This window comes from Halorhabdus utahensis DSM 12940 (assembly GCF_000023945.1).
Taxonomy (GTDB): Archaea; Halobacteriota; Halobacteria; order Halobacteriales; family Haloarculaceae; genus Halorhabdus; species Halorhabdus utahensis.
In genome coordinates this window covers 3,035,057-3,047,831 of the sequence record NC_013158.1, presented here as the reverse complement: position 1 = coordinate 3,047,831, position 12,775 = coordinate 3,035,057, and the positions used below count along the sequence as shown (strand labels likewise).

At 63.9% G+C, this 12,775-nt stretch carries 12 protein-coding genes; 5 read left to right on the top strand and 7 right to left on the bottom strand.

Going from position 1 to position 12,775, the window contains the following annotated elements; translation table 11 throughout:
- Positions 1 to 49: 49 nt before the first annotated feature.
- The 4 genes from HUTA_RS14490 to HUTA_RS14475 all read right to left on the bottom strand — a co-directional run bounded on the left by HUTA_RS14490 (position 50) and on the right by HUTA_RS14475 (position 3,341).
- Positions 50 to 538 carry a hypothetical protein gene (locus HUTA_RS14490; RefSeq protein ID WP_015790681.1) on the bottom strand — a complete coding sequence of 163 codons (489 nt, stop codon included), beginning with the start codon at positions 536 to 538 and terminating at the stop codon, positions 50 to 52.
- A 1-nt stretch (position 539) separates the two neighbouring features.
- Positions 540 to 1,007: a hypothetical protein gene (locus tag HUTA_RS14485; protein ID WP_015790680.1), complete on the bottom strand. Its 468-nt coding sequence runs from the start codon at positions 1,005 to 1,007 to the stop codon at positions 540 to 542.
- A 76-nt stretch (positions 1,008 to 1,083) separates the two neighbouring features.
- Positions 1,084 to 2,010 carry a polyprenyl synthetase family protein gene (locus tag HUTA_RS14480; protein ID WP_015790679.1) on the bottom strand — a complete coding sequence of 309 codons (927 nt, stop codon included), beginning with the start codon at positions 2,008 to 2,010 and terminating at the stop codon, positions 1,084 to 1,086.
- Between the two features lie 74 nt (positions 2,011 to 2,084).
- Entirely contained in the window at positions 2,085 to 3,341 is a 1,257-nt protein-coding gene (locus tag HUTA_RS14475) for a hypothetical protein (RefSeq protein ID WP_015790678.1), read from the bottom strand.
- Between the two features lie 214 nt (positions 3,342 to 3,555).
- On the opposite strand from HUTA_RS14475, the gene HUTA_RS14470 reads away from it, so the two are divergent.
- The 3 genes from HUTA_RS14470 to HUTA_RS14460 all read left to right on the top strand — a co-directional run bounded on the left by HUTA_RS14470 (position 3,556) and on the right by HUTA_RS14460 (position 6,621).
- Positions 3,556 to 4,929: a geranylgeranyl reductase family protein gene (locus tag HUTA_RS14470; RefSeq protein WP_015790677.1), complete on the top strand. Its 1,374-nt coding sequence runs from the start codon at positions 3,556 to 3,558 to the stop codon at positions 4,927 to 4,929.
- Between the two features lie 71 nt (positions 4,930 to 5,000).
- Positions 5,001 to 5,822, top strand: a complete 822-nt coding sequence (locus tag HUTA_RS14465; protein WP_015790676.1) for an aldo/keto reductase — start codon at positions 5,001 to 5,003, stop codon at positions 5,820 to 5,822.
- Between the two features lie 61 nt (positions 5,823 to 5,883).
- Positions 5,884 to 6,621 carry a hypothetical protein gene (locus HUTA_RS14460; protein ID WP_015790675.1) on the top strand — a complete coding sequence of 246 codons (738 nt, stop codon included), beginning with the start codon at positions 5,884 to 5,886 and terminating at the stop codon, positions 6,619 to 6,621.
- 20 nt (positions 6,622 to 6,641) lie between these two features.
- Here HUTA_RS14460 and HUTA_RS14455 read toward each other — a convergent pair whose 3' ends face one another.
- Positions 6,642 to 7,397, bottom strand: a complete 756-nt coding sequence (locus tag HUTA_RS14455) for a hypothetical protein (protein ID WP_015790674.1) — start codon at positions 7,395 to 7,397, stop codon at positions 6,642 to 6,644.
- Positions 7,398 to 7,509: 112 nt separating this feature from the next.
- Between HUTA_RS14455 and HUTA_RS14450 the strand changes: the two genes are divergently transcribed.
- Complete coding sequence (locus tag HUTA_RS14450) at positions 7,510 to 8,661, top strand: DUF63 family protein (protein WP_015790673.1); 1,152 nt, start codon at positions 7,510 to 7,512, stop codon at positions 8,659 to 8,661.
- Between the two features lie 34 nt (positions 8,662 to 8,695).
- Here the strand turns inward: HUTA_RS14450 and HUTA_RS14445 are convergent, their stop codons facing one another.
- Together HUTA_RS14445 and tbsP are read right to left on the bottom strand one after the other, a co-directional pair.
- Positions 8,696 to 10,408, bottom strand: a complete 1,713-nt coding sequence (locus HUTA_RS14445; RefSeq protein WP_015790672.1) for a YcaO-like family protein — start codon at positions 10,406 to 10,408, stop codon at positions 8,696 to 8,698.
- Between the two features lie 37 nt (positions 10,409 to 10,445).
- Positions 10,446 to 11,264, bottom strand: coding sequence for a transcriptional regulator TbsP (gene tbsP / locus HUTA_RS14440; RefSeq protein WP_015790671.1), 819 nt, complete (start codon positions 11,262 to 11,264; stop codon positions 10,446 to 10,448).
- A gap of 159 nt (positions 11,265 to 11,423) precedes the next feature.
- Here tbsP and glyA point away from each other — a divergent pair, with 159 nt between their 5' ends.
- Positions 11,424 to 12,674 (top strand): serine hydroxymethyltransferase, encoded by a 1,251-nt coding sequence (gene glyA, locus HUTA_RS14435; RefSeq protein ID WP_015790670.1) that lies wholly within the window; start codon positions 11,424 to 11,426, stop codon positions 12,672 to 12,674.
- The last annotated feature ends 101 nt before the right edge of the window (positions 12,675 to 12,775 follow it).

The window sequence follows — 12,775 nt, the reverse complement described above, 5'->3', positions numbered from 1 at the left end:
AGTTCCTGTGAACCAACCGACTTGAAGGGAATTGATATGATAGATTAAATTATAGGAATTTCCCGGAGTCGAAGTAGTGGGCGAACACATAGCCGCCGAGGAACATCCCACTGCCAAGGTTACCGAGGAGGTGATTCTCCATGCGGACGTACCACGCCAGGATCGCGATCCCGGACACGAGAATCGCGATCCCCGCAAGGAAGCCGAACGCCGCCGGTCCATCCGGCAGGATCGCCCGGAGCTGTCCAAGGATGCCATCGCCGTCGGCCTCGCTCACGTCGGCCCCGTTCATCGTCGGGCTATCGGTACGCTCCTCGCTCATGTCGTCGACGAAGACACCCTCCTCGGCGTAATGGGCAATGAGATACCCCGACCACGACGTGAACCCGGCGACATAGACCAGCAGCACCTGGCCCTGGCTTGCCCAGATGAAGCCGGAAGACATCGAGGCAGCCGTGATGGCGAGACCGACAATCAGTCCGATGGCACTCCCGACGCGGCCGAGCGGTGACTCGCCAGCGTGCGTCTCGACTGCCATCTCAGAGCGTCACCCCGTTGATCCCGATGTGGCCGAAGATGTACCCGCCGATACAGACCACGCCGGCCGCGACGCCCAGCTTCGCGCTCCAGGACTGGATCGTGAGCGCGAACAGCCGCATTCCCGCGCCAAGGCCGACGACCCCGAGCACAACAAACCCACCCCGAGCCAGGAGGACGCCGTCGACGCCACCCGAGTCAGTCGCGTCGGAGTCGGCATCGGGAGCGGGGAGGAACGCCGAAGTGAACGATTCGTCTGGACCGAGATACGTGCCGACCTGGGTGAAGTGATAGCCCGCAAAGAAGATCGCGAACCCGATCGAAACGACCCCGACCCTGACGGCAGGGTTCGACCCGGGAACCAACGGCAGCGACGGCGAGAACGCCGACAGCGTCGCCGTCCCCGCGCCGATGCCGATGATCAGGTTTCCGGCCAGTGCCCAGAACAGCTCTTCCGCATCCGGAAGCATGCACGAGTCACGCCGGCAAATCACCATAAAGCCACCGCTCTCACGTAGTTTGGCCGCGGTTCACTCAACTGAACAGTTAGACGTCCCGTTCAGTGATGAAGCGCCCGAGCGCCTCGAGTTTCTCTTGACCTGGTGAGTCCGGAAGGTCGGCAATGGCCGTGCGTGCTTCCTCGATGAGGGCGTTCATCCGCTGTTCGGCGAACTCCATGCTCCCCTCGGCTTGCAGAATCTGCATGACCTCGCGAACATCCTCGTCAGTCGTCTCGTCGAACGGTTTGTCGAGGATGTCGTAGACGCGGTCGTCGTCGGCGTGGACGACCATCAGCGTCCGCTTGCCCGCGCGGACGTCGTTGCCGATCTTCTCGCGGCCCTTGCCCTCCTGGAAGTCCAGCAGGTCGTCGCGGATCTGGAAGGCCGGGCCCAGCGACGTGAACCCCGAGAGGTCGAGGTCCGTTTCGGCGAGCGCGAGCGGGGCGTCGACACAGAGTTCGAGCAGCGCACCGGTCTTGCGCCGAACCATCGTCATGTACTCCTCGACGGTGATATCCCGGCGTTCGGCGAAGTCGATGTCCATCTGCTCGCCGTTGGTGACGGTGATGACCGTATCGAGCGCGAGATCACGGGTCTCCGGTGGGAAACATAGGATCGCCTTCGCGAACATCATGTCGCCGAGGTTGATCGCGCTGCCCTCACCATACTTGGCCCACAGCGTGGGTTCGTCGCGGCGATACTCGTCGCCGTCGATGATATCGTCGTGGACGAGTGTGAAGTTGTGGAGGAGTTCGACACCCGCGGCGATGTCGAGTGCGTCCTCACGTGGGACGTCGACCATCTCCGAGATGAGAAACACGAGTCCCGGTCGAATGCGCTTGCCGCCGGTATCGATCGGATACCAGAGCCGCTCGGCGTACTCGAACTCCTCGAGCCATTGCTGGATCCGATCGTCGACTGTCGGTTTGACCTCGTCCTGGAGCCACTCGAAGACGTCATCTCTGTCAGTCATTACCTGCACCGTCAGGCGCGGGGAACCTCGGTCTTTCGGTCGATGACGGTCGATCCCGTTGGATGGGGGCCTGATCACTCCTCACCGGCGACGGCACCGGGCAATACGCCGGGGTCGCCGGAGCGGTAGATGTACTCCGTGGCGATACCGGTCAACGGCGAGTCAGTCTGGGTGGCGAACCGTTCAGCGAGATCGAAGTACTGCTCGCTGATCGAGACGATCCGATCGTAGGCAGTCTCGGTGTTTTCCGCGAGGATATACTCGGCGGTGACGGGCGTGAGTTGCCCGTCGACGCGATCGTCGGCGTAGTCGTCGACATCGTCGAGCCAGATCTGCGCGCCGATGATCGCCAGCACGATCGAGCGCTTGAACGCTTCGTCGACGGGCAGACCGGCGCGACGGTACATCTCGATCATCCCGTCGTAGATCACGCCGACGCGCGCGTACTGGGTTTTGAGATACGGGAGTGTCTCGACCCCCTCGAAGAGATCGATATCGGCGTCGAATGCCGAAAGCGAGACGTCACGGTACTCCGCCTTGATCCGGTCACGAGCGGCCGAATCACCATCGCGAGCGGCCTCGAAGAGCTCCCGGAAGTGCGGATCGCGATCCTGGTGTCGTTCCGAAAGGTCGACAGCCCAGTCGTAGATCTCCCGGACTTCGTCGGGCAGTCGGTCGAAGGTGTCCTCGAGTTCGGCTTCCAGGGTCTTCTGGGCGACCTCGGCGACCCGGCGTCGCTCGTCGGGAGTAACCGTGAACGCCACGGAGAAGTCTTCGAACTCTGCGTCGTTAATCGCATCTCGCATGTCGCCATCGATCAGCGCCGCAAGAACGAGGCGAGTAAGGTAGTCCCCGCCGTCGACGAGATCCTGCGGGGACGTCGGACCGGCCTGCCACTGCGCGTCGGAAATGGATTTACGGAAGCTGACGGGCCCAGCAACGTCGTTTTCCGCAAGATCACTTGCCGTTTCCCGGTCGCTCTCCCACATACTCAGGGCCACGGGGTCGGCACCGTCGCTTGCACGGTGTCTCGCCGTCCGGTAGATCTGGCCGAGCGTCAACTCGGCCGGCATCGTCAGCTTGGTATCGTAGCTGAACGAGACCTCCGCGGGATCGATATCGAACTCCTTGGCTATCGCGTCTTCGACCGGATCGAAGGCGTCAGCGATCATCGCTTGGGTCCGCCGATCGACGATCCGCTTGAGCTGGATGCTTTCCCGATCAAACACGCCGGAATCGGCATAATAGCCCAGCACAGCCTGTCCCGTCGTCGGAAGTTTGTTCCGTTCTGCCAGCCAGCCGGCAAGCCGCCGTCGAAGTGTCGTCCTCATTATAAGATCACCGATGGAATCCGGCTCGATCGTCGCCGGCACATTGGTGGGTTTCTGGCCGGTGTGATTATGATCCTTTCGTCACAGCCCTCCAGTCCGTCGACGATCCGAGCCGAACTGTCTGGGAACAAATATGTATGCCGGCAGTCAAATACCCCGAATCCCCTGCCGCTACACGGCAGTTTTTTGTGACCCCCAAGATTACCCATGGTCAATGTCGACAGACGCGTACGACATCGTGGTCGTGGGTGGTGGGACAGCTGGGGCGTTCGCCGCCGCCAGTGCCGCCCAGCAGGACCTCGATGTCGTCCTTCTGGAGCGAAAATCCGAGCAAGAGGCAGGGCATATCGCGTGTGGCGACGCGATCAAGGGGAAAAGTACGTTCCCGGAAGTGATCGACCTGGATTACCTCCGGGAGGAAGCGTTCACCAACCAGAACATCCAGCGGGCGCAATTCGAGGTACCGGGCGGCGAGACTATCGAATACCCCTTCGCGACAGGGTCTGGCTCGATCGTCGATCGGAAGCGCTACGGTGAAGTGTTGCTCGAAGAGGCCGACCGCGTCGGCGCGGAATTACACTTCGATACGGTCGTCCAGGACGTCGTCCAGACTGACGACGGGCACGTCGAAGGTGTGACGGCAACCCGGAAGGGCGAACGACGGGAGTACCCAGCGGACGTCGTCATCGACGCCGCCGGCGCGCTGTCGCTTCTCCAGGACAAGGCCGACCTGGCCGAGGCGACCTTCGATACGAACGTCACGCATCGGCAGTTCTGTTCGGCCTATCGAGAGATCATCGAGGTCGAGGAACCCGTCGACTTCGACGACGCAATCGTGTTCAAGCCGACCGAGGAGCTGGGGTATCTGTGGTACTTCCCCCGGACGCCGACGGAAATCAACGTCGGCCTCGGCTTTCAGATGGACCAGGAACCGATGGAACTGGTCGATACGCTCAGAGACGACATCGAGAACCGCGAGGAGTTCCAGAACGCAACTGTCACGGACAAACTCGGCGCGGCGCTGCCGACTCGCCGGCCGTACGACTCAGGGACTGCGCCGGGATTCATCGCGGTCGGCGACGCTGCGGGTCACGTCAACCCGACCACTGGTGGCGGGATTCCGGGGGCGGCTAAAGCCGGCCACTGGGCAGCCGAGGTAGCTGCCGATGCCATCGCCGCCGGCGACGTCAGCGAGGCCTCGCTGTGGGAGTACAACCACCGCGTACTGACGGATTTCGGCAAGCGGTTTGCGGCGATGGACCTGTACAACATCTTCGGAACGACACTCACCGTCGAGGACATCTCGGACGTCCTCGCAGCGCTGCCCGCCCAGCAACTCATCGACATCCTCGGACGGAGCGGGACGTCCTCGATGGGGCTGGGACTGAAGCTCAAGACGATGGTCCAGACGTTCGGCCACTGGGGCACGCTGTACGACGCCTACAAGGTCAACAAGCGCGCCTCGGAGTTGAAGGCGATCTACGACGAGTATCCGACCACACCCAGCGGGTTCGAGGAGTGGCGGGCGAAACGTGACGGGTTCATGGAGGACTTCTACGCGGAGTTCGGTGCCGATCCGAAGTACTGACTGCCGGCTACGGGGCGACTGCGAGCGACGGATCCGCATCCTTTTTTCGGTGCACCGTCTACGGGCAATCGATGACAGGCCAGACAACGCACGACGACGTGCCGGCCGCCGGTGCCATGCCGATGCTCGGGCTCGGGACCTGGCAAAACGAGGATCCCGAACAGTGTACCGAAAGCGTCCGGGCTGCCCTCGAGATGGGATATCGCCACGTCGACACGGCCAAGGCGTACCACAACGAGTCAGCTGTCGGTGACGGCATCGCCGCCGCTGCTGTCCCACGCGAGGAGGTCTTCCTTGCGACGAAGGTCTGGGCGGGCGACCTCGCCTATGAGGACGTCATCGAAAGCGCCGAGCGCCTCGGCGTCGAGACGATCGATCTCCTGTATATTCACTGGCCGTCTCACGCCTACGACCCTGAAGAGACCCTCCCAGCCTTCGACGAACTGCTCGATCGTGGCGTCATCGATCGGGTGGGCGTGAGCAACTTCACTCCCGAACAGATCGAACGTGCCCAGGAAGTCCTCGATGCACCCCTCTTCGCAAATCAGGTCGAGATGCATCCCTACCTGAAACAAGAGGAACTACGGGCGTTCGCAGCCGAGGACGATCTCAACCTCGTTGCCTACTCGCCGCTCGGGCGCGGGACCGTGCTCGACGACGACACGCTCGCCGAAATCGCTGCCAAACACGACGCGAGCGTGGCACAGGTCAGCCTGGCGTGGTTGCGAGAGAAGGACGTCACGGCGATCCCGAAAGCCACGAGCGAGGCACACATCCAGGACAACTTCGAGAGTGTCTCGCTGGATCTCGACGATGCGGATATCGCCGCGATCGACGCCATCGACCGGACCGACCGGCAGATTCACCCTGACTGGGCACCGGATTCCTGGTGACCGGAGACGGTCCGGTCGAGGCTCGTAGCAATTATACGCACCCGCACTGAATTGGATGTACATGTCGGGCGGGACAGCGCCGGGACTCGTCGCCGGAATTCGCATCGACCTCAAGCGACTCCACGAAACGTGGATGGAAGTCGTCTATCCACGCCAGCGGAACGCCGAAGATACCGTCCTCGGTAAGTGGACGCCCAACTCACGGCGTGGCTGGATTACCTACCGGCTGTGGGGGGCCATCGGCGCGCTCGCAGTGGGACTGCTGTACCCGCTTGTATTGCTCGGCTACGTTTTCAGGGCCCAAACCAGACGCATCGACCTGGCGGCGGCCAGAATCGGGGCGCTCGGAGTGTTCGTCGTGCTGGTCGTCCTGTGGGGGGCACTGAGTGCGTTCGCCAGATACCAGTTCTCGACGAGCGGATTCATCGCGGTCGTTGCGGCGAGCGTGGTGGCGATCATCGCCGGCATCCTGGCGTACGTGTTCAGCCGCCTCGGCGGGCGGGTCACGACCGTCGTCTTGGCGTATCCGTTCGGCGTGACCGCACTCCTTTTGCCGCCAGTCATTGCCGCGCTGTACTCGCCGACCCTCGCCGAATCTATCTTTTCCCAAAGCGAGGCCGTCGCCCGCTGGATCAACGACACGGTCCTCGACGTCTACGGGATCAACGACCGACTCCGACGTACGTACGACCTCCGCGGGATCGCCCACGCGGCCATGTGGTTCGGCATTTCGATCCCCGTCGGCTGGCTGCTCGGGATCGTGGTCACGCTGGCGAATTACGTCCGGCCTGGTCGCTGAGAGGATCGCGTTCGCCGCCGTCACCCGTCGAGATGGATCGACTCCGGGTCGATCCCGTCCCCGCCGATCCGGATCGTCTCCTCGTCACGTCCGACCAATATGGTTCCGCCGACCGCCAGCGGGGCGAGGATGCCACCGACGACGGTACCCGGTTCGGAAAGTGACGCCGCCACGGCGACGCTGTCGTCGGCGGTGAGGCCCTGCTGATCGATGAAGAGCTCGGCAGCGTCGAGCAACTGCCGATGGTCGAACGCCCGGTCGTCACTGACAAGGACAGCAACGCCCGGTTCGACCGTCTCCGGCGGGGCGATCGGCGTCTCGCTCCAGACCTCCGTCTCGAAGTGCACGATCGAGGGGTTCTCCGGCGGACCGCCGTAGGCGATCGAGGTACATGTCGGCCCCGAGTCGTAGTGATCCATCCAGGCGGCGGGGCCGACCAGGGCGTCGGCTTCGAGAGCCGGCGACGGATCGAACCGGACCGTCGCGCCGAGACACGCCGCGCCGAGAAACGTGAAGATGACTTCCGGGATCGGCGTCTCGCCCGTCCGCTGAGGTGTCACTCCTGGATCGGCGGCGGGGTGTTTCGGCGCATCCACGACGCCGACGGTCGAGCCCTCGTGGACGCCGTAGAGCCGCAGCAGGTTCGCGGTCTTCCAGGCCGTCGAACAGACGCTGTCGTACGTGTGTGATCGTGCCCGGTCGTCGGCGACGCGGTACGCGAGATCGTCGCTCCGCCGTGATGGGGCCGTGAGATCGCCGATCACCGCTCCGTCCATGGGTCGGGTTGGCGGGCGAACGCCAAAAGGGTTCGCGACGAGCGGGCGCGATCACGGATATTCGAGAACCGCGACCGAAACGCTAACCACGACGGCTGACGGCTGGGTGAACATGGACGAGACTGGGTTCGATCTCACGCCGGGACGAGCGTGGCTCGCGGTGTTCGCGGCCGGAGTCGTCACGATCGTCGGCGCGTCGATCGCGTTCACACGGACAGTCTGGGACGAATTCATCTGGCAGTACTTCTGGGGGCCGGTCTACGCCGACGCCCACAACGCCGGCTGTGCGATCAAGGAGGGGGGCCAGACACTCCTGGGTGGCAGCGGATTCGCCGAGAACTGCGGGATCGCCGTCGAACAGGGCCACATCGTCGCCGAACCGGGCTATACCCTCGTCTCGGAAGCGGGCTACATGGTCCTCGGGTTGTTCTTCCTGATCGGGGTTTACCTGCTGTTGAAGAACCTCGACATCGACCTTGATCGGGAGTTCTTCTACGCACTGTTCCCGTTCATGTTGTTTGGCGGGGTCGTCCGTGTCGTCGAGGACGCCAGTGACGCGGCCGTGGAGGCCGGTGTCGAGCCGGTGCTCTCCTACCCGTTCAATACGCTGTTCATCAGCCCGCTGGTCTACTTTACCGTGTTCGGGTTCGCTATCGCCGCCCTCGTCGGAAGTCTGCGACTTGCCGATCGTGGCGTGGTCGCCTCGGCCGAGCGGGCACTGGGCACGGTCGGTGCCGTCGCCTTCGGCGTGACGTTCGGGTATCTGACAGTCCTCGGCCTCACCGTCGAGCACGTCGACTTCCTGCCGCACGTTCTCCTCATCATCGTCGGCGGCGCAACGGTGGCTGCCTACGGCGTCTACGTCCTTGCCGATCGGTTCGCACCCTACATCAACAGCGGGACCGGCTACGTCGGACTGGTCGTCCTCTGGGCGCATGCGATCGATGGCGTCGCGAACGTCCTCATCACCGACTGGGCGGACGCACTCGGATTGCCCGTCTCGTACTACCCAAAACATCCGGCCAACGAAATCATCATGAACGTGACCGAAGCCGTTCTGCCGGCCGGCATCTTCGACGCGATCGGGAGCGCGTGGCCGTTCCTGGTGGTGAAACTTGGCATGGCCCTGGGCATCGTCTGGCTGTTCGACGAGGCGTTCATCGAGGAGAATCCACGATACAGCTACGTCCTTCTCGTGGGAGTCGTCGCCGTCGGACTCGGTCCCGGGTCACGTGACATGCTCCGGGCCGCCTTCGGGATCTGAGCTGATTCGAGCCGGAGCATCGTCGCGCTATTTTTCAGGGGAACGGATGGAACGGTCGGTCAGGTCGCGCCTCGAAGCCGAGGCGGTCCGAGACCGTCTCCAGTCGGTCGCCAAAGTACGGCTCCCCGAGGAACAGCGGCTGGGCCGATGGGACGAGCACGCGAACGGCCTCGAATCCCATCGCCTCGACGTCCCGCGGCGTGAGCCGGACGGCGTACGGCGAGAGCCCGGCCGCGGTGACTCGATCGACCACAGTCGACAGGGCCTCGGAACCCGCAAGTGGCTCGTCGGGCGCGACAGCGTCGGCCGAGACGGTCCCTGCGGCGTCGACGAAGTCGGCGACGATATCGGGGAAGGCCGCGTACTCGCCGATCGCCCCGCCGGCATCGGCTGCGCCGTCCGGCCCCATCTGCCGGAGTTCGAACCAGTTCTGGACGGCCTCCGCTAGTGCCGATCGGGCGGCGGCAGCCGGATCAAGATGTGCTCCCGAACCCAGGGCGAACCGGGGCCAGTCGCCGTCCGCCCGGTGGACAGCGACAGCCACGACCGGAACGTCGACGTCCTGTGTGAGAAGGAGCGGCGTGACCGACAGTCCCTCAGTCCGCACCCGCCGGGCAAGCGTCTCGAAGGCCCCGTCGCCGACGTCGAGTGCCAGGGGCTCGAACGTCGAATACCACGAGAGCATCGCCGCGTCCCGCTCGATCACCTCGTAGAGTCCCGACAGCAACGCCTCGACTGTCGCGTTACCGAACCCGAGCCCGGTCGTGTTCGCGGGTCGGAACCGATCCCCGGCGGGAGGATACATCGCCACGGACGCCGGCACCTGTACTGACTGGCTCGTCGCCAGATTCTCGCCCTCGATCCACTCGATGGAGTCCGATTCGGGTGGCTCGGGGGTCACGAACGCGGACGGCGCGATCGGATTGTCCAGCTCCTCGACCGACGCTGTCTGTAGCCGATCCGTTCGATAGACGCCCGCACTGTACCGTTCGTAGGCCTCCCCCAGTGCCTTCATCAGCGCGCCGTTCCAGTCGACGTCGACACCCGCGGCCGGACCGGTCGATGACACGTCGCTGAACCCCTCAGTGTCGCCGTTTCGTGCGAGATAGTAGGGCGCGGGGAAGGATTCGATCTCGCCGACCTCCTGGACGATCCCGACCCGGTCGTCGAGTCCCTGTTCGGCCCGGCCGATGGTGGCTTCCAGATCTCGGTCGGCCGTCGTCCGGTCGATAGTACGGGACGGTTCCGAACCGCACTCACAGTGAGGGACGGACAACAATCGCCGGGTCGCGTCCGGAATCTCCCTCACGAATCCGACCACCTCGGGACCGTCGACCGACCGATCCAGTGTACTGGCGGCCGCCCGCCCGGCGACCGCACCGGCGAACCGTGCCGTGGTTGGCGGTGGCGCTTTCGTCGGCTCCTCGGTCGGATCGACGTTCGCCCTGACCCGCTTGCGAAGACACTCGTAGCAGGCCGTTTCGGGGCCGAAGCCAGTGATCGCGGCATCGACGACCGGGACGCCGCCAACGCCGCCGAGTTCGATCGCGATCCAGGACGTGCCTGTCTGGATCGCCCGCTGGTTTGCCTGCTCGAAGGCGTTTGCACCGGCGACCTCGATCACGATAGCCAGTTCGTACTCGTCGATTTCGTCGGGGGCCGCCGTCTCCACAGCGCCCTCGACGTCCGAGAGCGCCGATTCGACCGCGTCTGCGGCTGGACCGGCACCCACGAGACCAACAGTCATGCTCCCCAGTGGATGCCCGAGTGGCAAAAAGGTCGCGCTAGCTCGAAAGCAACTCGATGGCGACGTCGGCGAGTTCATCCGCGTCGGCGTCCTGGAGTCGCTGCTCGCCCAAGAGGAGACGCAGACGTGGCCGACCGACGTCGATCGGGACCTTCTCGGTGTCGAGGAGTCCCTTGTCTTCGAGTTGGGTCTTCGTCCGTGAGAACGTCGCTTTGCTCGCCAAGCCGACATCCTCCCCCCACTTGCTGATATCATAGAGCAACTCCCGGTTTCGTGCGGCGACGAGGAGACTGATCGTCACCTCGTCGATCCCGCCATCGTCGCTACGGGCGGTCGACAGCGAATCGAGTACCGCATCGAAATCGGCTCGCGCGTCTTCGCTGATCTCTGCAGCGAGCGTCGAACGGACCCGCGACAGCGGCGGCGTCCGAAGCGAGAATTCGCTAGCGGTCTCCCACACATCGTCGTAGAATGCGACGGTCGACGCGACGAACTCCCCGTCGTCGGTCGTGAGTCCGGCCGCCGCGTCGGTGGCTGTCACCAGCGAGACGACAGCGTCGTCAGTTACGACGAGCGAGTTGACCGGCTGCTCGTCGAGCACACGCAACGATAGTGTGCCGTCGTCGATGAGATCCGCCGCCGAACTCGCGACGAGGAAATCACCCATGACCTGCTTGAGCGCGTGCTCCGGGGAGAGAAGACGGACAGACGGAGCTGAATCGTGATCTTCGAGTGTCGAGACCAGTGCAACAATCGTTTCCGGAGCCGGATTGACGACCGTCACTCGATCGGTAGCCGGCACAGCCGCCTCAAGGACTGTTCTGATGTCGGTGGCGATTAGATTGTCAGTTGACATAGACTGACGTGTCGTATACGCCACTTATATTTAAGAGTATCGGCAGTGAGATATACCGTTCACCGACCGTCGCCTCCCCTCGCACAATCCTGGGGAGCGGCCTCACGGGCGCGACGGCGAAAGAGTAGCTTATTCAAGAGTGGCCATCCAGGAACAGATATGGACGAAGACAGCGTCCGTCAGACGGATCCGGCCGTCGCTGACGCCCTCGATGGCGAACGGAACAGACAGGAAGACACGTTGGCGATGATCGCAAGCGAGAACCACGTCAGCGAGGCCGTTCTCGAAGCGCAGGGGTCGACGCTGACGAACATTTACGCCGAAGGCTATCCGGGCAAGCGCTACTACGCCGGCTGTGAATACGCCGACGACGTCGAACAGTTGGCGATCGACCGTGCGAAGGAACTGTGGGGCGCCGACCACGTCAACGTCCAGCCGCACTCGGGCAGTCAGGCCAACATGGGCGTCTACCTGGCCGTCCTCGAACCCGGTGACAAGATCCTTTCGCTCGACCTGACCCACGGCGGTCACCTCAGCCACGGCCACCCGGCGAACTTCGCCGGCCAGATCTACGAGGTCGAGCAGTACGAGGTCGACGCCGAGACGGGCTATCTCGACTACGAGGGCCTGGCCGAGACGGCTGCGGAATTCGAGCCCGACATGATCGTCTCGGGCTACTCGGCGTATCCCCGCGAAGTCGAGTGGGAACGCATCCAGGACGTCGCCGACGGGGCCGATGCCTACCACCTCGCGGACATCGCCCACATCACCGGCCTCGTGGCGGCTGGCGTTCACTCCTCGCCGGTCGGCGTGGCGGACTTCGTGACCGGGTCGACGCACAAGACGATCCGGGCCGGTCGCGGTGGCGTCATCATGTGCGACGACGAATACGCCGACGACATCGATTCAGCCGTCTTCCCCGGTATGCAGGGCGGCCCACTGATGCACAACATCGCCGGCAAGGCCGTCGGATTCGGCGAGGCGCTGGACGCCGACTTCGAGGAATACGCCCAGCAGACGGTCGACAACGCGGCGGCCCTCGCGGACCGCCTCCAGGAACACGGCCTCGAACTCGTCTCCGGCGGGACCGACAACCACCTCGTGTTGATCGACCTCCGGCCGTCACATCCCGATACGCCGGGCAAAGATGTCGAAGAAGCACTCGAAGACGCCGGGATCGTCCTCAACGCCAACACTGTCCCCGGCGAGACACGCTCGGCGTTCAATCCGTCGGGTATCCGTGCCGGGACACCCGGCCTGACGACCCGTGGCTTCGACGAGGACGCGTGCCGCGAGGTCGCCGACCTGATCTACGAGGTCGTCGACGCACCCGACGACGAGGGCGTCATCGCCGAGGTGTCCGAGCGCGTCGACGAGTTGACCGACGAATACCCGCTGTACGACGACTGAGAAAGCGAATCTATCGACTGGCGGGTTCCAAGGAATCCCGCCGACGAATTCCCCCGTCGAAACAGCGTCACGGAGCGGCAGAGAGCGTTTTTGCGAACTTG